Annotated in this window: 21 protein-coding genes; 18 read left to right on the plus strand and 3 right to left on the minus strand. The window is 52.8% G+C overall.

The genetic code is table 11. The annotated features are described in order from the left end of the window. Positions 1–188: 188 nt before the first annotated feature. Positions 189–965, minus strand: coding sequence for an inositol-1-monophosphatase (gene suhB, locus ACTUJZ_RS15665; protein ID WP_463637278.1), 777 nt, complete (start codon positions 963–965; stop codon positions 189–191). 222 nt (positions 966–1,187) lie between these two features. On the opposite strand from suhB, the gene trmJ reads away from it, so the two are divergent. Both trmJ and cysE read left to right on the plus strand, forming a co-directional pair. After that, positions 1,188–1,910 (plus strand): tRNA (cytosine(32)/uridine(32)-2'-O)-methyltransferase TrmJ, encoded by a 723-nt coding sequence (gene trmJ / locus ACTUJZ_RS15670; RefSeq protein WP_463637311.1) that lies wholly within the window; start codon positions 1,188–1,190, stop codon positions 1,908–1,910. Positions 1,911–1,912: 2 nt separating this feature from the next. Then, on the plus strand, positions 1,913–2,737 hold the full coding sequence (gene cysE / locus ACTUJZ_RS15675) for a serine O-acetyltransferase (RefSeq protein ID WP_463637279.1): 825 nt from the start codon (positions 1,913–1,915) through the stop codon (positions 2,735–2,737). Between the two features lie 54 nt (positions 2,738–2,791). On the opposite strand, the gene ACTUJZ_RS15680 is transcribed toward cysE, so the two are convergent. Next, on the minus strand, positions 2,792–3,319 hold the full coding sequence (locus ACTUJZ_RS15680; protein ID WP_463637280.1) for a hypothetical protein: 528 nt from the start codon (positions 3,317–3,319) through the stop codon (positions 2,792–2,794). Positions 3,320–3,521: 202 nt separating this feature from the next. Then, positions 3,522–4,505, minus strand: coding sequence for a sensor domain-containing diguanylate cyclase (locus ACTUJZ_RS15685; RefSeq protein ID WP_463637281.1), 984 nt, complete (start codon positions 4,503–4,505; stop codon positions 3,522–3,524). 203 nt (positions 4,506–4,708) lie between these two features. Between ACTUJZ_RS15685 and iscR the strand changes: the two genes are divergently transcribed. The 16 genes from iscR to ACTUJZ_RS15765 all read left to right on the plus strand — a co-directional run bounded on the left by iscR (position 4,709) and on the right by ACTUJZ_RS15765 (position 19,916). Beyond that, complete coding sequence (iscR, locus tag ACTUJZ_RS15690) at positions 4,709–5,191, plus strand: Fe-S cluster assembly transcriptional regulator IscR (RefSeq protein ID WP_463637282.1); 483 nt, start codon at positions 4,709–4,711, stop codon at positions 5,189–5,191. Further along, positions 5,188–6,357, plus strand: coding sequence for an IscS subfamily cysteine desulfurase (locus ACTUJZ_RS15695; RefSeq protein ID WP_463637283.1), 1,170 nt, complete (start codon positions 5,188–5,190; stop codon positions 6,355–6,357). Before iscR ends, ACTUJZ_RS15695 begins: the two co-directional genes overlap by 4 nt. A 273-nt stretch (positions 6,358–6,630) precedes the next feature. Continuing rightward, entirely contained in the window at positions 6,631–8,067 is a 1,437-nt protein-coding gene (gene sufB / locus ACTUJZ_RS15700) for a Fe-S cluster assembly protein SufB (RefSeq protein WP_463637284.1), read from the plus strand. A 2-nt stretch (positions 8,068–8,069) separates the two neighbouring features. Next, positions 8,070–8,831: a Fe-S cluster assembly ATPase SufC gene (sufC, locus tag ACTUJZ_RS15705; RefSeq protein ID WP_463637285.1), complete on the plus strand. Its 762-nt coding sequence runs from the start codon at positions 8,070–8,072 to the stop codon at positions 8,829–8,831. Further along, complete coding sequence (gene sufD / locus ACTUJZ_RS15710) at positions 8,828–10,087, plus strand: Fe-S cluster assembly protein SufD (RefSeq protein ID WP_463637286.1); 1,260 nt, start codon at positions 8,828–8,830, stop codon at positions 10,085–10,087. Before sufC ends, sufD begins: the two co-directional genes overlap by 4 nt. Then, on the plus strand, positions 10,084–11,301 hold the full coding sequence (locus tag ACTUJZ_RS15715) for an aminotransferase class V-fold PLP-dependent enzyme (RefSeq protein WP_463637287.1): 1,218 nt from the start codon (positions 10,084–10,086) through the stop codon (positions 11,299–11,301). Before sufD ends, ACTUJZ_RS15715 begins: the two co-directional genes overlap by 4 nt. An 11-nt stretch (positions 11,302–11,312) precedes the next feature. Further along, entirely contained in the window at positions 11,313–11,669 is a 357-nt protein-coding gene (locus tag ACTUJZ_RS15720) for a HesB/IscA family protein (protein WP_463637288.1), read from the plus strand. 8 nt (positions 11,670–11,677) lie between these two features. Next, entirely contained in the window at positions 11,678–12,217 is a 540-nt protein-coding gene (sufT, locus tag ACTUJZ_RS15725; RefSeq protein ID WP_463637289.1) for a putative Fe-S cluster assembly protein SufT, read from the plus strand. Positions 12,218–12,242: 25 nt separating this feature from the next. Continuing rightward, positions 12,243–12,653, plus strand: coding sequence for a SufE family protein (locus tag ACTUJZ_RS15730; protein ID WP_463637290.1), 411 nt, complete (start codon positions 12,243–12,245; stop codon positions 12,651–12,653). A gap of 173 nt (positions 12,654–12,826) precedes the next feature. After that, the gene (gene ndk / locus ACTUJZ_RS15735; protein ID WP_463637312.1) at positions 12,827–13,258 is read left to right on the plus strand and encodes a nucleoside-diphosphate kinase; all 432 of its coding nucleotides are present in this window, start codon (positions 12,827–12,829) and stop codon (positions 13,256–13,258) included. A 249-nt stretch (positions 13,259–13,507) separates the two neighbouring features. Further along, the gene (gene rlmN / locus ACTUJZ_RS15740; RefSeq protein ID WP_463637291.1) at positions 13,508–14,626 is read left to right on the plus strand and encodes a dual-specificity RNA methyltransferase RlmN; all 1,119 of its coding nucleotides are present in this window, start codon (positions 13,508–13,510) and stop codon (positions 14,624–14,626) included. Between the two features lie 26 nt (positions 14,627–14,652). Beyond that, positions 14,653–15,726: a type IV pilus biogenesis/stability protein PilW gene (gene pilW / locus ACTUJZ_RS15745; RefSeq protein ID WP_463637292.1), complete on the plus strand. Its 1,074-nt coding sequence runs from the start codon at positions 14,653–14,655 to the stop codon at positions 15,724–15,726. Positions 15,727–15,734: 8 nt separating this feature from the next. Then, on the plus strand, positions 15,735–16,763 hold the full coding sequence (locus ACTUJZ_RS15750; RefSeq protein ID WP_463637293.1) for a RodZ domain-containing protein: 1,029 nt from the start codon (positions 15,735–15,737) through the stop codon (positions 16,761–16,763). Between the two features lie 2 nt (positions 16,764–16,765). Further along, the gene (gene ispG / locus ACTUJZ_RS15755) at positions 16,766–17,884 is read left to right on the plus strand and encodes a flavodoxin-dependent (E)-4-hydroxy-3-methylbut-2-enyl-diphosphate synthase (protein ID WP_463637294.1); all 1,119 of its coding nucleotides are present in this window, start codon (positions 16,766–16,768) and stop codon (positions 17,882–17,884) included. A 90-nt stretch (positions 17,885–17,974) separates the two neighbouring features. Beyond that, the gene (gene hisS / locus ACTUJZ_RS15760) at positions 17,975–19,252 is read left to right on the plus strand and encodes a histidine--tRNA ligase (RefSeq protein ID WP_463637295.1); all 1,278 of its coding nucleotides are present in this window, start codon (positions 17,975–17,977) and stop codon (positions 19,250–19,252) included. Positions 19,253–19,295: 43 nt separating this feature from the next. Further along, positions 19,296–19,916 (plus strand): YfgM family protein, encoded by a 621-nt coding sequence (locus ACTUJZ_RS15765; protein ID WP_463637296.1) that lies wholly within the window; start codon positions 19,296–19,298, stop codon positions 19,914–19,916. Positions 19,917–19,928 lie beyond the last annotated feature (12 nt).

Here is a 19,928-nt window from a genome sequence, read left to right on the forward strand (position 1 = left end):
ATCGCGGCCTGCGCCGCGATGACTTTTCCAGCGGTCATCCCGACGAAAGTCGGGATCTCCCGGCCACTCCGCGGTGTATCCAACATTACTCGTAGTGCATGGAGATCGCGGCCTGCGCCGCGACGACCCGGAGTGCATCACCTTCCCAAATTGCAGGCAATAAAAAAGCCCTCGAAAGGGCTTTTTTATTATTTCAGGTGTTTGACCAGCGCCTGCACCACTTTCGGGCTGCCGGCGACAATTTCACCTTTATATAAGGGGTCGTTGCCACCCTGAAAGTCGGTGGCCAGGGCGCCGGCTTCACGCACCAGCAATTCGCCTGCGGCCACATCCCAGGCTTTCACACCACGCTCCCAGTAACCATCGTGACGACCGGCGGCCACGTACGCCAGATCCAGAGCGGCACTGCCGGCGCGACGGATATCGCCACAGGCATGGAAAATTTTGTTCAGGCTCAGCGCGTACTCGCTGTACTGGGTTTTATTTTTGAACGGCAGACCGGTGGCCAGGATGGTGTCGGTCAAATCGCGCGGCTTGGTCGCCCGGATACGATAACCATTTAGCTGAGCGCCCTGGCCACGGCTGGCAGTAAACAGCTCGCCTCGGATAGGGTCGAAAACCACAGCCTGATCTAATCGGCCTTTATGCAGCAAAGCGATGGATACCGCAAAGTGGGGGATGCCTTTGATAAAATTGGTGGTGCCATCCAGCGGGTCAATAATCCATTGAAAGTCAGAGTCGGAACCCTTGGTTTCGCCACTTTCTTCACCCAAAAATGAGTGGTCAGGATAAGACTGACGGATTTTGTTAATAATTGCTTGTTCTGCTTCCTTGTCGACCTGGGTTACAAAATCATTGCTGCCCTTGGTTTCCAGTTTTAGATCATCGCGGATTTCAAAATTGCGCACGATAAGAGAGCCGGCCACGCGCGCCGCGCGTACCGCGATATTCAGCATAGGATGCATAATCACCACCAATTGTAAAAGATCGAAACGGCACCGCCTGCGGGCAATGCCGGTAAAAAACGCGCGAAGTGTACCCGCTTGACCGGCAAGATGCAATGACCAACCGGCTACACCCAGGCGATTGCACAGGCTATATCAATAGCAGCGCAGGGTGTTCGCCGATAGCCTTGCCAAGCGCCTCTGTGCTATTATCGCGAGCAAATTTGCGACTTTATGATGACTATGCTGGAAAATATCAGGATTGTACTGGTGAACACATCACACACCGGTAATATCGGCTCGGCAGCACGGGCCATGAAAACCATGGGGTTGAGTAGCCTGTATCTGGTAGACCCGGAGCAGGCTCCAGATGGCAAAGCCAGTGCATTGGCCGCCGGCGCTGGCGATGTATTAGGCAATGCTAAAACTGTGGCCACTCTGGAAGAAGCCGTGGCTGATTGCGGCCTGGTCGTTGGCACCTCGGCGCGTTCACGCACGCACTCCTGGCCTATGTTGGAACCGCGCGAATGTGGTGAAAAGCTGATCAGCGAGGTACCCAAGTACCCGGTGGCGCTGGTATTTGGCCGTGAAAACAATGGCCTGACTAATGAAGAATTACAGCAATGCCACTATCATGTATGTATCCCTGCCAATCCTGACTACAGCTCGCTGAACCTGGCCATGGCGGTGCAAACCTTAAGCTACGAAGTCCGTATGGCCTGGCTGAACCAGCAAGAGCAGGCGACGGAGGAAACCGATTACCCGCTCAATGAGGATCTGGAGCGGTTCTACGTACATCTTGAAGCTACCCTGAAAGATACCGGCTTCATTGTGCAAAACCACCCGGGAATGGTGCTGACAAAATTGCGTCGCTTGTTCAATCGAGCCCGCCCCGAAGCGCAGGAACTCAATATTCTGCGTGGCATTTTGTCTTCGATTCAAAAGGCGATTAAACCAAAGAGCTGAATATGTTTTCACGCATCAAAGACGACATACAGGGGGTGTTCCACCGCGACCCGGCGGCTCGTAATACCTTTGAGGTACTGACTAATTACCCCGGCCTGCATGCGATTTGGATCCACCGCATTAGTCATCGGTTGTGGAAGGCCAATTTCAAGTGGCTGGCCCGAAGCTTGTCCACCTTCAGCCGTTGGCTTACCGGAGTCGAAATCCATCCCGGCGCCCGCTTAGGCCGGCGTTTTTTTATCGACCATGGCATGGGCGTAGTCATTGGTGAAACCGCCGAGATCGGCGATGATGTCACCCTGTACCACGGGGTCACCCTGGGCGGGACGTCCTGGCAAAGTGGTAAACGCCATCCGACACTGAAGAATAATGTGGTAATTGGAGCCGGAGCCAAAGTGCTGGGGCCCATTACTATTGGAGAAGGGGCAAAAATCGGCTCTAATTCAGTGGTGGTGAAAGATGCTCCGGCTGGTGCCACGGTAGTGGGGATCCCCGGGCGAATCGTGATGTCTACCGTGAATCAACAGGTAGCGCGCCAGCAAAATGATAAGCGTAATTGTATTGCACAAAAGTACGGGTTCGATGCGTATGCCATCTCCCCGGATAATCCGGATCCGGTAGCCAATGCCATGGGCATCATGCTTGAGCACATGCATCAGATGGACCATAAAGTGGAAGAAATGTGTGGTGTGATCCGCAGTATGGGCGGCGATGTGTGTACCGACAACTTAAGCTCACTCAGCAAAGAAGATTTTGCTGAAACCGGTATCGACCCAGTTGCCCCGGACCACGACGACCCTCACGAGTCATTTGATCCTAAGATTTAAAAAATCCGCCCTGTGCAATGCAGGGCGGATTTTTCTGTCTAAGCAGTAAATCAACTATTGCCGTTGCAAAAGCCGTCTACGACCAACAAACACTAAGCCCAGCCCGAGCAAAGTCAGCAGCGATGGCTCGGCAACGACAAAGGCATCCAGTGTAATACTGTAAGGTAAGGGACCTGGTTCTGCACTAAGAAAATCCCACACAGCGACAGTATAAGTGCCTGTAGATGGAATGATAAAGTCGAGCATCTGCGGGTCACTGAAAGGACCCTCAAGTCCGGGCGGTTCTGGTATGTCATCATCAGCGGAAAAAAGAACCGGCGGTAATGCATCGGTGTCGGCTGGCATACCTGCATATAGATAAAAAGCAGGGTCCAGCGCTGCGGCCATACGGTTTACAGTCACCGTCACGACATCGCCCATATCTGCACTGAAAAACCACCAGTCACTTCCAGTTTCAAATGGGTCAGAGATTGTGCCGGTTTCTGTCACCCCAGGCATCAATTCGCCCTCATACACAATGGGTGCTGCCTGACTCGCGCCTAGCCACAATATAGATAAAAAACATAATAGTCGTTTCATCATTTTGCTCTCTCATGTTGATTATGCTTATGCGTTTTTGCTTATAAGCAAGCATGCTGAGCAGTTATTGCGCCATGTTTAATAAACCATGTAATTTCAGTTGTTTGTTGTAATCTAACTTTTGAAGAGGTCACCCTTTGTAAAGCAATATGACAGTGTCATAGGCGATAAATAGAGAAAATTCAAATAAATACGTTTTATTTGTCTACGCCGAGCATCGCATGCGTGATGCTTCACTGCGCATGGCTGCCTTGCGTTTGTACATCGCCATATCGGCGCGGGCCAGAAGGGCTTCCATAGTTTCACCGCTGTGCCAGTCTGCCTGGCCGACACTATACGTCACTTCGTAACCTCGATTGGCAGCAAAATTGTATTGGGCTATTGCTGCTTCTAAGCGTGCGAGGACAAGTGTGGTAGTATTTTCGCTGGTGCCGGTGAGCAGCACAGCAAACTCGTCACCACCCAGCCGGGCGACGACATCCGAATCCCGAAAGACCTCTGAGAGTACCCCGGCAAAACCCGCCAAAGCGCGGTCGCCTTCGGCATGGCCGTAGGTATCGTTGATAGGTTTGAACTGATTAAGATCAAAATGTAGCAGTGTCACCGACAATGACAACCGGTCGCATTGGTGTAGGGCATAGTCGGTTAGTAGATTAAAGCCGCGCCGATTGGAAATCTGGGTCAGTTCATCCATGGTTGCTAACTGCATGGCGCACAATTCATGTTCCACCATAGCTGCCAGGTCGCGCAGTAACTGGACATCCTCGGTGGTCATCAGGCGGGGCTTTTCATCGATTAAACACAAGGTGCCGATATTACTACCGTCAGCGGTTTTCAACGGGCTGGCGGCATAAAAGCGAATTTTAGGGCCGCCGGTAACCAGCGGGTTGTCAAAAAAGCGGTTGTCCTGCGAGGCATCGGTGACGCAAAACACCTCGTTCTGCAAAATTGCATGGCCACAAAATGAAATGTCCCTCGGCGTTTCAGTGGCATCCAGGCCTTGGGCTGACTTGAACCACTGGCGGTCGCTGTCCACCAGACTGACCAGTGAGATAGGCACATCAAACAAGCGTTTGGCCATGCGAGTCACACGGTCAAAGCGCTCTTCAGGCACTGTATCGAGGATCTTAAGCGAGTGTAGCGAGCGGATCCGGGCAGGCTCATCCTTAGGCAATATCGGTGTCAGCATAAAACTCTCCCTCACATAATGGAATAACTGTAGCCAGCTAAAAACAAAGCGCCAACTAGACATAAGGCTAATTTTTATGCATTTTTGCTAATGTAGCAGGGGTGAGCGGGCCGCCACGAGACTGTTAAGGCGAGGGGTAAATAGTTGACCTGTTTAGTCAGGTATGGAACAATTTTACCATTAACACTCCTCAGGAGAGGCTTATGAAATTGACCTCAAAAGGCAGGTACGCCGTGACTGCCATGCTCGACGTTGCGCTGCATTCAACCCGCGGACCGGTACCGCTGGCAGATATCTCTGAGCGCCAGGAAATTTCGTTGTCTTATCTGGAGCAGCTATTTTCGCGTCTGCGTAAAGAAAAGCTGGTGGACAGTGTGCGCGGCCCTGGTGGCGGCTATCTGTTGGCCAGGCAGGCCAGTGAGATTGCCATTGGTCAGGTGATCCGCGCGGTGGATGAAACCGTGGATGCCACCCGCTGTTCCGGGCAGTCGGATTGCCAGGGCGGGGAACGCTGCCTGACCCACAGTTTGTGGCAGGACTTAAGCGACCGCATCAGCCTGTTTTTAGACGGCATTACCTTAGGCGAGCTAATGGCCCAGCGCGATGTATTGGAAGTGGCTAGCCGCCAGGACAGACAGGCCCATCAAAAATTTCAGGATATTACGGTGAGCGTGCAACTGTCATGAGCCAGCCCCAATCCCCGATTTATTTAGATTATGCCGCTACCACGCCGGTAGATCCGGCGGTGGCTGAACAAATGATGCAGTGCCTGACTCTGGATGGCAATTTTGGTAACCCGGCATCGCGTACCTACCGTTTTGGCTGGATGGCCGAAGAAGCGGTGGATGTGGCGCGTAATCAGGTGGCCGATTTGCTTGCCTGCGACCCCCGCGAAATTGTGTTTACCTCCGGCGCCACCGAGTCCAACAACCTGGCGTTAAAAGGCGCAGCCGAAACGCATCAGGATAAAGGCCGGCACATCGTTACCCTGACCACCGAGCACAAAGCCGTGCTGGATACCTGCGCCCATTTAGAAAAGCACGGTTTCGAGGTCACCTATGTACCGGTGGGCGGTGACGGCCTGGTGGATTTAGATAAACTGACTGCAGCGTTACGTGACGACACGATTATCGTGTCGGTCATGCATGTAAACAACGAAATTGGTGTGATCCAGGATATTGAGGCTATCGGCAATCTGTGCCGCGAGCGCGACATTGTGTTTCATGTAGATGGTGCGCAAAGTGTGGGTAAACTGCCGGTGGATCTGTCCGCCTTGCCGGTGGACCTGTATTCCATCTCGGCCCATAAGTTTTATGGCCCCAAAGGGATTGGCGCGCTGTTTGTGCGACGCCGACCCAAAGTGCGCATCGCTGAGCAAATCCACGGTGGCGGGCACGAGCGGGGTATGCGTTCAGGCACCTTGCCAACTCATCAGATTGTCGGCCTTGGCGCAGCCTGCGAAATTGCCGGTGGCCAGTTAGCGGTTGAATCCAAACGTATCGCGACCTTACGCGACCGTTTGTGGCAGGGCCTGCAAAGTTTAGATGACATCAAATTAAACGGCCATGCCACCCAGCGGGTAGCTGGCAACTTAAATGTCAGCTTTGGTGGCCTGGATGGCGAAAGTTTAATGATGGGCCTGAATGATATTGCGGTGTCCTCCGGCTCGGCCTGTACCTCGGCCAGCCTGGAGCCTTCCTATGTACTACGGGCAATTGGCTGTGACGCCGAAACCGCGCATAGTGGGCTACGCTTCTCTGTCGGGCGCTTCACCACCGAGCAGGACATTGAGCATACCATTGCCCGGGTGACCGACGTAGTGACCCGCTTGCGGCAGGCGCAAACCGCCTGAGCTGCCAGCTTCGCGTATTAAGTGCGTTGAATAATGAGTGTCTTTCGGGCATGATCCGCGGCGTTTTGCCTTTGCTGCAGCACGCCGCAGCAGCACCTGGCCCCACACCCGGCAATTCTTGAGTGAAATAGTCAAGTATTATACAATAAGGCACAACTCCACAGCGTTGAGCAGCTTTTCGACCAGGCAGCGAAAAGTGGTGCAAAGCAAGACCGTGATGGCTTTGTAATCAAAAGTGCTCCGTTATGACAGGCAAACTAGTGAGATCCCAACATGAGTGAACAGATCGAACAGGCAATATCGAGAAAATACGATGCTGGTTTCTATTCAGAAATTGAATCAGAAACATTCGAAAATGGCCTGGACGAGTCGGTTATCCGCCGCATCTCAACCATGAAAAATGAGCCAGAATGGATGCTGGAATGGCGTTTAAAGGCTTACCATGCATGGCTTGAGATGGAAGAGCCGGAATGGGCGCACGTCCACTATCCAAAAATTGATTTTCAGGAAATCTCGTATTATTCCGCGCCTAAGAGCATGAAAGACAAGCCGAAGTCGTTGGATGAAGTCGACCCTGAGCTGCTGCGTACCTACGAAAAATTGGGTATCCCACTGCACGAGCAGGAGATGCTGGCCGGTGTGGCAGTGGATGCGGTGTTTGACTCTGTGTCGGTTGTCACCACCTTCCGCGAAAAGCTTGAAGAAGCCGGCGTGATCTTCTGCCCAATCTCTGAAGCATTGCAAAAGTATCCGGATCTGGTGAAAAAATACATCGGCTCGGTGGTTCCGCGCAGCGATAACTACTACGCCGCACTGAACAGTGCAGTCTTCACCGATGGCTCGTTTGTCTTCATTCCAAAAGGCGTACGCTGCCCAATGGAGTTATCCACCTATTTTCGGATTAATGAACAAAATACCGGGCAATTCGAGCGCACCCTGATTGTAGCCGAAGAAGGTAGCTATGTGAGCTATTTAGAAGGCTGTACCGCACCACAACGTGATGAAAACCAACTGCATGCCGCAGTGGTAGAACTGGTGGCCATGGATGATGCGCAAATCAAATATTCTACCGTGCAAAACTGGTATCCGGGCGATGAAGACGGCAAAGGCGGGATCTATAACTTTGTGACTAAGCGTGGCGTGTGTCACACCAATGCCAAGATCTCCTGGACTCAGGTTGAAACCGGTTCAGCAGTGACCTGGAAATACCCCAGCTGTGTGCTCAAAGGCGATAACAGTGTGGGCGAATTTTACTCGGTGGCGTTAACCCGCGGCCGTCAACAGGCCGATACTGGTACCAAGATGATCCACCTGGGCAAAAATACCCGGTCTACCATCATCTCCAAAGGGATCTCGGCCGGACGTAGTAATAATGCGTACCGCGGGCTGGTCTCTATGGGGCCTAAAGCCGATGGCGCGCGTAACTTCACCGAATGTGACTCGCTGCTGATTGGTGATGAATGTGGCGCACACACATTCCCGTATATTGAAAGCCGTAACCCGTCTGCCATTGTAGAGCACGAAGCAACCACCTCGAAGGTGAGTGATGACCAGTTGTTCTTGTGCCAGCAGCGCGGGATGGATGCAGAAAAAGCTGTCTCAATGATTGTGAACGGCTTTTGTAAAGAAGTATTTAAAGAATTACCGATGGAGTTTGCGGTGGAAGCCGGCAAACTGCTCGAAATCAGTCTTGAAGGTTCAGTGGGGTAATCATGCTTAAGATTAAAAATTTACATGCTAGCGTAGAAGAAAAAGCCATCATTCAAGGGCTTGACCTGGAAGTTAAGCCAGGCGAGGTTCACGCTATCATGGGCCCGAACGGGGCCGGTAAATCCACACTGGGCTACGTATTGGCTGGCCGTGATGGATACGAAGTTACCGAAGGCTCTGTCGAGCTGGAAGGCGCAGATTTGCTGGATATGGAAGTGGAAGAGCGCGCCCAGGCGGGTATGTTCTTAGCCTTTCAATATCCGGTAGAAATTCCGGGCGTCAGCAACATGGAATTTATGAAAGAGGCAGTGAATGCTGTGCGCGAAAAGCAAGGCAAAGAATCACTGACCGCCGCTGAGTTTTTGAAAAAAGCCAAAGCCGCCTGCAAACAGGTACAACTGCCGCTGGACTTCTTAAAGCGTGGTGTGAACGAAGGCTTCTCCGGTGGTGAGAAAAAGCGTAACGAAATCATGCAAATGATTTTGCTTGAGCCAAAACTGGCGATTCTGGATGAATCAGACTCCGGCCTGGATGTAGACGCGCTGCAGGTTGTGGCCGAAGGTGTGAACTCACAACGCGACGGCGAACGCAGTTTTATCGTGGTCACGCACTACCAGCGTTTGCTGGACTACATCAAGCCTGATTTTGTCCACATTCTGGCTGACGGCAAGATTGTCAAAAGCGGCGATGCGTCACTGGCTCAGGAAGTGGAAAAATCCGGCTATGCATTCTTAGGTAAAAAATACGAGGAGGCAGAAGCATGAGCCAATGGCTAGACGAGGTCATTGAACGCGCAGCTGCACCGACCGATTTTCTTAAAAGCGAGCGTGAGCAGTCGCTGCTCACCTTGCAGCAGGCGGGCTGGCCGGGTCGTCGTAACGAAGCCTGGCGTTTTACCCCGTTAACCGCACTGGCCAAGCGTAGCACCAAAACGGTGGCCAGCGCCGGTGACCAGGTTGCGCCGCAGATTGACGGCTTAAACAGCATCGACATCACCTTTGTGGATGGCCAGTTGACCACGGATGTGGCCGCGCTGAGCCTGCCCGACGGTGTGACTGTCACACCGTTTGATAAGCTAAGCGATGACCAGCAACAAACAGTGGCTACGCTGTATGGCAAAATTAAGCCAACCCATCATGTGTTTGGCCTGGTCAATGATGTGGCCAGCAGCCAGGGCTTGTTTGTGGATGTGGCCGATGGTGTCACCATGGAACAGGTCCTGCGCATCAGTAATCTGATCACGCAGGATGTGGATGCCCACACCCGCTTAGTGGTTCGGGTTGGCGAGAAGGCCAAAGCCCGGGTCATGGAGCATGGTGAAGGGCAGGAAAGCAGTATGTCTACCGCCTTTGCCGAATATGCCATTGCCGATGGTGGTCATCTGGAGCATTACCGTTTTGCCATGATGACTGGCGCGGCCAAACAGGTTGGCGGCTCGCATTTCAAACTGGGCAATGAATCGACGATGCACAGCACAGTGGTGGGCTATGGCAGTGAATTGTCACGCCTGGATGTGGATATCATCCACGCCGGTGAACATGCTGATGCCAAGATGAATGCCGTGTACCTACTGGCCGAAGGTGAGTTGTTTGATTTGCACAGCAATATCGAGCACACCGTGCCTAACGGCACCACCGAAGAAAATGCCCGAGGCATTATCGGTGATCGCGCCCGTGCAGTGTTTAATGGCCGCATTCATATTCATCGGGATGCGCAAAAGACCCTGGCTGAACTGAATAACCGCAACTTGCTGTTATCACGCCGCGGCTTGATCAATACCAAGCCCGAGCTGGAAATTTATGCCGATGATGTGAAATGTGCCCACGGTGCCACTGTGGCAGAAATTGACGATGACGCATTGTTCTATTTGCTGACCCGCGGTGTCACGCGCAGTAAAGCGCTGGTGATGCTGAACTTTGGCTTCATTCAGGAACTGGTCAATTTGATGCCAGAAGCAACTATTCGTGACTGGCTGTTGCCTAAACTAAGTGAGCGCTTTGCCCAGATGGAGGTGAAATGAGTTTCGACGTTGCCGCGCTGCGCAAACAATTCCCTATACTCAACCGCCAGGTTGACGGTAAGCCTTTGGTCTATTTGGATAATGCAGCTACAACGCAGAAACCTCAGGCGGTGCTTGATGCTATGATGGACTTTTACACCACGTGCAATGCTAATGTGCATCGTGGTGCCCACCAGTTATCAGACGAAGCAACTCGCCGCTACGAAAGCGCCCGCGATTCGGTGGCTCGGTTTGTTAATGCCGCCGCTCGCGAAGAAATCATTTGGACCAGCGGTACCACCGAAGGCATTAATCTAGTGGCTAACGGACTGGCCCAGTTGCTCAACGAGGGCGACGAGGTGCTGGTGACCGAGATGGAACACCACGCCAACCTGGTCACCTGGCAGCAAGCCTGTAAAAAAGGCGGCGCCAGTTTAAAAGTGGCCCCCATCAAAGATAACGGCGAGCTGGATATTGAGGCGTTTGATGCGCTGCTGAGCCCGGCAACCCGCATGGTGGCCATGCCGCATGTGTCCAATGCGCTGGGCACGGTGAATCCAATCAAAGAGCTGGCCGCCAAAGCCAAACAGGTTGGTGCCTGGGTTTTGATTGACGGCGCGCAGGGCATCGCCCATGGTGATGTGGATGTGCAGGCCATTGGCTGTGACTTTTATGTATTTTCCGGCCACAAAATTTTTGGTCCTACCGGGATTGGTGCTCTGTGGGGCCGCCAGTCGGTCTTGCAGGACTGGCCGGTATGGCTGACTGGCGGCGAGATGATCCAGGAAGTGACTTATCAAAGTGCCACCTGGGGCGTTTTGCCGAACCGTTTAGAAGCCGGCACACCCAATATCGCCGGTGCCATCGGCCTGGCTGCTGCACTGGACTGGTTTTCAGACCTGGATACCCAGGCTCTGCAAACCCATGAAAAAGCGCTACTGACCAGTGCCCATGAGCAAGCGGCTGCGTTTGACGGGCTGACTCAGATTGGCACCGCCGCGCATAAAATTGGCGTGCTGAGCTTTTTATTAGACGGTGCTCACCCGGCCGATGTAGGCTTTATTCTAGACCGTCAGGGGGTGGCGATTCGCACCGGGGATAACTGTGCGCAGCCGCTAATGAAACGGCTTGGCATCCCGGGGACCGCCAGAGCGTCATTTTCCATTTATAATACCTTGGATGAAGTTGATGCCTTATTTGCCGCGCTGCGTAAAGCAAAGATGATGTTGGCATAACAGGAGACAGTATGAGCGTTGAAACATTTGTGCCCAGCAAGACGGTGGTGTCGCTGACGGAGTCAGCTCAGCAGCATTTTGCTAAAAAACTGACCGCCAGCGATAAGCAGTGGATCCGGTTATCCACCAAGGTCAGTGGCTGCACCGGCTATGCCTATGTATTGGATTTTGCTGACGGCCCGCAAGAGGGCGATGAAACCGTCGAAGCCGGCAATAATGTGAATGTTGCGGTGGCCGCCGATGCGGTCACATTGCTGCGCGGCACTGAAATTGACTATGTGCTGGAAGGCGTAAATGGCATTATCAAATACAACAACCCTAATGTTGTGGATGAATGCGGTTGCGGTGAAAGCTTTAATATCGGGTAAGCAGTAGCATGGCAGCAGCACAAAAAATGGTAGTGACCGAGCGCGAATGTACCGCGCGCTTGGTGCCAGCCGGCAATATTACTAAGATCCCCGAAGGCGAATTTGTGAATATCACCCAGGAACTGGGTGGTAATTACACGGTCACCTGGCGCGGCAATATGTACCGCATCGATGGTACCGATGCTGACGCCATTGGCCGTAAGGCTAAAGTGCTGACCTTTCCACAGCCCGAAGATGGCCAAATTAGCGAAGAGCAGATTTGGGAAGCGTTAAGCACTATTTACGATCCGGAGATCCCCATTGATCTGGTATCGCTGGGGTTGATTTATAAAGTGGCCATCGATCACGCCAGTGGCACAGTCAACATCGATATGACCCTGACCGCACCAGGCTGCGGTATGGGCCCGGTACTGGTAGGTGATGTTGAATACCGGGTGACCATGGTGCCCTTGGTTAAGGATGTGGCGGTTGAGCTGGTGTTTGACCCGCCGTGGTCGCGCGACATGATGAGTGAAGAAGCCCAGCTTGAAGCGGGCGTGTTTTTTTAATTTGTAATCAATAACAGAGCACTTCATGAAATTACCAAGCAGTCAGGAAATAGTAGATGATCTGGCCTTTTTTGATGACTGGGAGCAGCGCTACCAGTACATCATCGATTTGGGCAAGGCCATCGACGGGCTGGAGGACAGCCAGAAAACCGACGATCGTCTGGTAAAAGGCTGTCAAAGCTCAGTGTGGTTGATTGAGCGCATCGAAGATGGCCGTATTCACTTTTTAGTGGATAGCGATGCTGTGATTGTGCAAGGCCTGCTAGCACTGGTGCTGGCTGCCTACGATAACAAAACCCCCAGTGAGATCCTGGCCTTTGATATCAATGGCTATTTTGAAGAGCTGGATTTAGAGCGCCACATCAGCCCAACCCGCGGCAATGGCTTGCGTGCCATTGTGGGTAAAATTCAGGATTTGGCAAAACAGAACGTCTGAGAATACAATAGCCAGGCTCTGGCAATAATGCCGGGCCCTGGTGATAATGCCGGGCCTGATCGATTTTGTTAGGGAAAACCGCGTCAGCATACAATCGGCTCTGGTCAACAGGGTGGTTATTGCCTATAATTCGCGGCCAAAAATTTTTACACGAATTATCGGAGACAAGAAAAATGGCTTTAGAGCGTACTTTTTCTATCGTAAAGCCTGATGCGGTTGCCAAAAACGTAATCGGTGCTATCTACAACCGTTTTGAAACTGCAGGTCTGCGCATTGTTGCATCTAAGATGGTGCACCTGAGCAAAGAACAAGCAGAAGGTTTTTATGCAGAGCACAAAGAGCGTCCTTTCTTTGGTGCCCTGGTGGACTTCATGACATCTGGCCCGGTAATGGTTCAGGTGCTGGAAGGCGAAAACGCCATTGCCAAAAACCGTGAAATCATGGGTGCAACTAACCCAGCAGAAGCAGCTGCCGGTACCCTGCGCGCTGACTACGCAGTGTCTATCGACGAAAACGCGGTGCACGGCTCTGACGCCCCAGAATCTGCAGCTCGTGAAATTGCATACTTCTTCTCTGAAGAAGAAATCTGCCCACGCACTCGCTAAGCGTCGCGTAAGCAGGCAAAAGGAGAGCTTCGGCTCTCCTTTTTTGTATGTGGCGCAGGCGCAGCCACAGCTACAGCCACAGCCAAAGCCACCAATAGCCCGGCCCTGGTGATAGGGCGCACAGATGCTTTCCCCGCTGTCGGTGCTGTGGTAAAATTCGCGCCCAATTTTTGTACAGTCTGGCTGGCCACATTCTGGCGGCAGAGGCGTGCAACCCATTCAAGCAGTAAAAGGTAAGGTCATTATTGTATGGCAAAGACAAACTTGTTAAATCTCAATCGCGAAGGCCTGCGTGCGTTCTTCAAGGAGATTGGTGAAAAACCATTTCGGGCCGACCAGGTCATGAAGTGGATTTATCAGCATGGTGTCAGCGACTTTGCCGAAATGTCGAACCTGAACAAAAACCTGCGTGCCAATTTAGAAGCCAATTGCGAGATTGTGGCGCCGGAAATTGCTTATTTTCAGGAAGCCAGCGATGGCACCACCAAATTTGCTTTGACGCTGGCCGGCGGCCAGGAAGTAGAAACTGTGTGGATCCCCGACGGTGACCGCGCCACCCTGTGTGTGTCTTCGCAGGTGGGCTGTGCCCTTGAATGTACTTTTTGCTCTACCGCCCAGCAGGGCTTTAACCGTAATCTGACCGTCAGTGAAATCATTGGCCAGGTATGGCGGGTAGCCACCTTCTTTGGGCTGTCGAATGATACTGCTAAGCGCCCCATTACCAACGTGGTGATGATGGGCATGGGTGAGCCACTGCTGAATCTTAAGCACGTGGTACCGGCCATGGACATCATGCTGGATGATTTTGGTTTTGGTTTGTCAAAACGTCGTGTCACATTAAGCACCTCGGGCGTGGTGCCGGCGCTGGATAAATTAGGCGATATGATTGATGTGGCGCTGGCCATTTCATTGCACGCACCCAATGATGAACTACGTAATGAAATTGTCCCCATCAACAAAAAGTACAATATTGCAGAATTTCTGGCCGGAGTGCGCCGCTATCTGGCCAAGTCCAAGGCCAACCAGGGTCGGGTGACCATCGAGTACGTGATGCTTTCGCATATTAACGACAGCACCGATCAGGCACATGAACTGGCCAAAGTGTTAAAAGACACACCCAGCAAAATCAACCTGATCCCGTTTAACCCGTACCCGGGTTCGCCGTATACCTGCTCGTCCAATTCGCGTATCGACCGCTTTGCCAAAGTGCTGATGGAATATGGCTTTACTGTGGTTGTGCGCAAAACCCGCGGTGAAGATATCGACGCTGCCTGTGGCCAATTGGTGGGCGATGTGGTCGACCGCACTAAAAGAATGTTGAAAAAACAGATGAAGGGCGAGCAAATATCAGTAAAAATGGCGCAGTGATCTGAGGTAACAGAGGGAGTGCCCAAATGCGCAAAAGCCTGCTCGCGTGCATTTTTGTTTTAACAGGATGTGTCAGCCAGTCGCAGCCTGGCATGTTAAGCGATAATTTTGACACCCGCGAGGCGGCCAAAACCCGCATGTCGCTTGGCCTGACTTATTTGAAAAACGGTAATTACAGCCAGGCCAAACAAAATCTGGATAAGGCGCTGGAGTTTGCCCCGCGGTTGGCGCAGGTTCATTATGCCATGGCCTACTACTATCAGACGGTGGAAGACAAAGCCCGGGCGATGGAGTTTTATCAGAATGCCATGGATCTGGCGCCCCGTGATGCCGATATTGCTAACAGCTATGGCGCGTACCTGTGTGAACAGGGCGATTACGAACAAGCCAACGCGTTTTTCACCAAAGCCATTCAAAACCAGCGTTATGCCAACGCAGTGCTAACCTATGAAAATATGGGGATCTGTGCGCAAAAACGCGGGTTTCACGATGATGCCATCAATTATTTTAACGATGCGCTTAATCATCAGCCATCGCGGGCAAAAACCCTGTATCTGCTGGCTCAGGCCTACACGGATACCGAGCGCTGGGAGCAGGCTGCCGATGCACTCAAACGCTATGAGAAAGTGGCCAGCATCAGCCCGGACTCGTTATGGCTGGCAGTGCAGATTGCCCATGGCCGCAAAGACTATGAAAATCAGCGAGCCTACGGCAGCATGCTGACAGAGATGTTCCCACAAAGTGCTCAGGCGCAGGCCTACCAGGCCATGCGCGATGACCGCCCGGTACTCAAGCGGCGGGTGAAAAATGCCAACAGCTCCGAGCCGGTAGATATGGCCAGTGCAGCACCCGCTGTAGCCAAGACAGAGCAAACAGCCAGCAACCCGGCTGACACGGTGAAATCTTCAGCAGCCAGCCCGGAACAAGCAGCGCAACCACGCTTTCACATTGTTCAGGCGGACGAGAACCTGTACCGTATATCCCTTCGCTACAATATTAAATTGTCGACGTTGCGGACATGGAATGCGCTAAGCAAATCGGATGCCCTGCTCGCCGGCACCAAGCTTTGGCTGGTCCCCCCGCAGCAACGAAACAACTAGGTCATTGAATGAATTCAGAAGATGTAAATCAAGCCAATACTGCCCAAGCCAGTGGCCAGCCCGGGGCGGAAGAGCCCGCGCACAGCGTCGGCCAGATGTTGCACCATGCCCGGGAACAACAAGGGCTGTCACGCCAGGCGGTGGCCGACAAATTGTTTTTAAAAGTCACCACGGTAGAGGATATCGAGCAGGATAAAATTGACGCGTCGATGTCTGTGACCTTTACCAAGGGTTATGTGCGCAATTATGCCAAGTTTTTAGGCCTCGACCCGCAACGGGTGTTAGCCGAGTTCGATAAAAACCAGGCTGCAGGCCAATCCCCGGCAAAGCTACAAAGCTTTTCCCAGCGCGTGGCCAAAGAGGCGCACGATGATCGCTGGATGATGGTGACTTATGTCATTTTATTTTTACTGCTGGCCGGTACGGTGGCCTGGTGGTATCAACAGGATGACGGTGCGATTGATGAAAATATTGATGAGCCGGCGGTATCAAATGCCCGCTCATTTGAGCAGGACGACACCGAGCGGAGCAACCGCATTGATGTGGCACCAACAGGCGCTGCTGTGACACGCCCTCAGACCAATAGCGATGAAACGCAGGGCCGTGAGAATCGCGTTGCCGGGAATAGCTCCGAGTCGCAGGAAAGCAGCCTTGGATCGCCAACAAGTAGCTCTGAGCAGGATACAAACAGCCCTGAACCCCAGGCAAGCAACCCTGAACCGGCAGAAGACAATGCGCAAACAGCTGCCAATACTTCTGCAGCAGCCAGCCCGGTCGGTGAGAGCGCAGCCCCGGTGCAGATGGAATTTACATTTACCGAAAACTGCTGGGTGAATATTGAAGATGCCAGTGGCGAGGTGATTGCCACCGGCATTAAATCAGCCGGGCGGGTAATGCCGATCTCTGGCGTGCCGCCTATCAGTGTGACCCTGGGAGCACCAGACAAAGTTAGTATCACCTATGCCGGACAAGCGGTTGATATCTCGCAATATCAAAATGGCCGTACCGCGCGATTCACTTTACCTATGCAGGAATAATCATGTTCGCAGAAAGCCCGATAAAACGCCGCAAATCCACCCGTATAAATGTGGGTAGCGTGCCAATCGGTGACGGAGCACCGATTGCTGTTCAGTCAATGACCAATACCCTGACCACCGACGTCGATGCCACTGTGGCACAAATCAAGCGCATCGTGGCGGTCGGCGGTGAAATTGTGCGGGTATCGGTACCCACCATGGATGCAGCCGAAGCCTTTCGTGAAATTCGTAAGCAAGTCTCGGTACCGCTGGTGGCGGACATTCACTTTGATTACCGCATCGCCCTGCGTGTGGCCGAATACGGCGTAGATTGTCTGCGCATCAACCCCGGCAACATCGGCAATATGGAGCGGATCCGCTCGGTAGTAGATTGTGCCAAAGATAAAGGCCTGCCAATCCGGATCGGCGTCAACGGCGGCTCGCTGGAAAAAGATTTGCAGGAAAAATACGGCGAGCCCACCCCAGCGGCGCTGGTGGAATCGGCCATGCGCCATGTGGATATTCTGGATAAGCTCAACTTTGACCAGTTTAAGGTCAGCGTAAAAGCGTCTGATGTGTTTTTGGCGGTGGGGGCGTATCGCGAACTGGCCAAACGTATTGACCAGCCATTGCACTTAGGCATCACTGAAGCCGGTGGCCAGCGCGCTGGTGCGGTTAAAAGCGCAGTAGGTTTAGGCATGCTGCTGGCCGAAGGCATCGGCGATACCTTACGGGTGTCACTGGCTGCTGACCCGGTGGAAGAAATCAAAGTGGGTTTTGATATCTTAAAATCCCTGCGCATTCGCTCACGCGGTATCAACTTTATTGCCTGCCCAAGCTGTTCACGGCAGGAGTTTGATGTCATTAATACCGTCAATGCGCTGGAGCAGCGCTTGGAAGACATCATCACCCCGATGGATGTGTCGATCATTGGCTGTGTGGTCAATGGCCCCGGCGAAGCCGAAGTGTCTGATTTAGGCCTGACCGGCGCGCGCAATATGAGCGGCTTTTATGAAGACGGCAAACGTCAGAAAGTGCGCCTGAAAAACGACGAGCTGGTTGAACAGCTGGAAAAACGGATCCGCGCCAAGGCAACCCAGCTCGACGCAGCCCGCAAAATTGACGTAACCGTCAAAGACTAACCCGTGGCCGCCTTGCGGCAACGATTGTTGTTTACCGGTAAAGCCCCTATAATGCGGGGCTTTTATATATCAGCAGTATGAGAAATTCAGGTGGCTAAAACAATACAGGCTATTCGTGGCATGAATGACTGCCTGCCAGAGATCTCTGGCACCTGGCAGCAGGTCGAGGCAACCCTTCGACAGGTAGTGGCCAGCTACGGATATCAGGAAATCCGCACTCCTATCGTAGAAAGCACAGATCTGTTCAAACGCTCTATCGGCGAAGTGACCGATATCGTTGAAAAAGAAATGTACACCTTTGAAGATCGCAATGGCGACAGCCTGACGCTTCGCCCGGAAGGTACCGCCAGTTGTGTGCGCGCCGGCAACGAGCATGGCTTGTTGTATAACCAGCAGCAGCGGTTGTGGTATATGGGCCCGATGTTTCGCCATGAGCGGCCGCAAAAAGGGCGCTATCGCCAGTTTCATCAGTTTGGCGTAGAAACCTATGGTTTGGCTGGCCCGGATATCGATCTGGAAGTGATTTTGCTCAGTGCGCGGCTGTGGAAAGCCTTTGGCATTAGCGAGCATGTGACGTTGCAAATCAACTCGCTGGGCTCTAACGAAGCGCGCCAGGCTTATCGTGAAGCGCTGATTGCCTTTTTAACAGAACGCGCTGACCAGCTGGATGAAGACTCGCGCCGCCGCATGACCACCAACCCGTTACGGGTGCTGGACAGCAAAAATCCGGATGTGCAAAAAGCTCTAGAAGGTGCGCCCTCGCTGCTGGACCATCTGGATGAGGAGTCGGCGCAACATTTTCCACAATTGTGTGAACGATTAAGCCAGGCCGGCATCGAATATGAGATTAATCCACGGCTGGTGCGCGGGCTGGATTATTATAATCGCACTGTGTTTGAATGGGTCACCGACAGCTTAGGCTCACAAGGCACGGTGTGTGCTGGTGGCCGTTATGATGGTTTGGTCGAGCAGTTGGGCGGCAAAGCCACCCCGGCGGTAGGCTTTGCCATGGGCATGGAGCGCTTAGTGTTACTGCTCACCACATTGGATGCCCAGGCACAGGATGACAGCAGCGCTGAGATCTTTGTTACCGCGCTGGGTGAAGAAGCAGCTGGCTATGCTATTCAGGTAAGTGAGCAACTGCGCGATGCCATGCCTCACACTCGCGTGCTAATGCATTGCGGTGGTGGCAACATGAAAAAGCAGCTGAAGCGAGCTGATAAGTGCGGTGCACAATGGGCGCTTATCTTAGGCGGTGAAGAAGCACAGCAGCAACAAGTTACAATCAAGCCGCTGCGCAGCGAGCAGGATCAAATCACCGTTGCCCTGGCTGATTTAGCCGGCACCCTGGCAACGATGATGGAATAACGCACTGGCCGCATTAGAACGGCTGGCAAAACAGAGGTTGGTAATGGATAAGTACGCAACAGAAGAACAACAAGTAGAAGCCATTAAGCGCTTTTGGAAAGAAAACGGCAGCGCCATTATCATCGGCGCGGTGTTAGGCTTAGGTGGTCTGTGGGGCTGGCGCTATTACAGCGACAGCCAGATGCAGGCCAAAGAACAAGCCTCGACCCAGTATCAGGCTGCAATTGAAAGTGTTGCTGAAGATAAAGGCCTTAGCCAGTTACAGGCTTTTGCCGACAATAACACTGATAACGGCTACGGTGATATTGCAACCCTGATTGCAGCCCGCCAGCTGGTGGATGAAGGCAAACTTGAAGAAGCTGCCAGCCAGCTGAAAGGCTTACTGACCCGCCTTGACGATGCCCATCTTAAAGCCCTGACCAGTGTGCGCCTGGCGCGCCTGCAACTTGAGCTGGAACAGCCTGAACAAGCGCTGAGCACGCTGGAAGGCGTAACTAGCGAAGCATTTGCAGCACTGGTGGCTGAAGCACGTGGCGATGCCTACGTATTGCTTGGCCAGCAGGATGATGCGCGCATGGCGTATACCGAAGCTTTGGAAAGTGAAAGCAGCAATCAGCTAATTCAAATGAAGCTGGACAACTTAGCGGTTGCCACCGGCGCGTAAATGGTTAAGAGG

Source organism: Alteromonas sp. WD8-37, assembly GCF_055326825.1.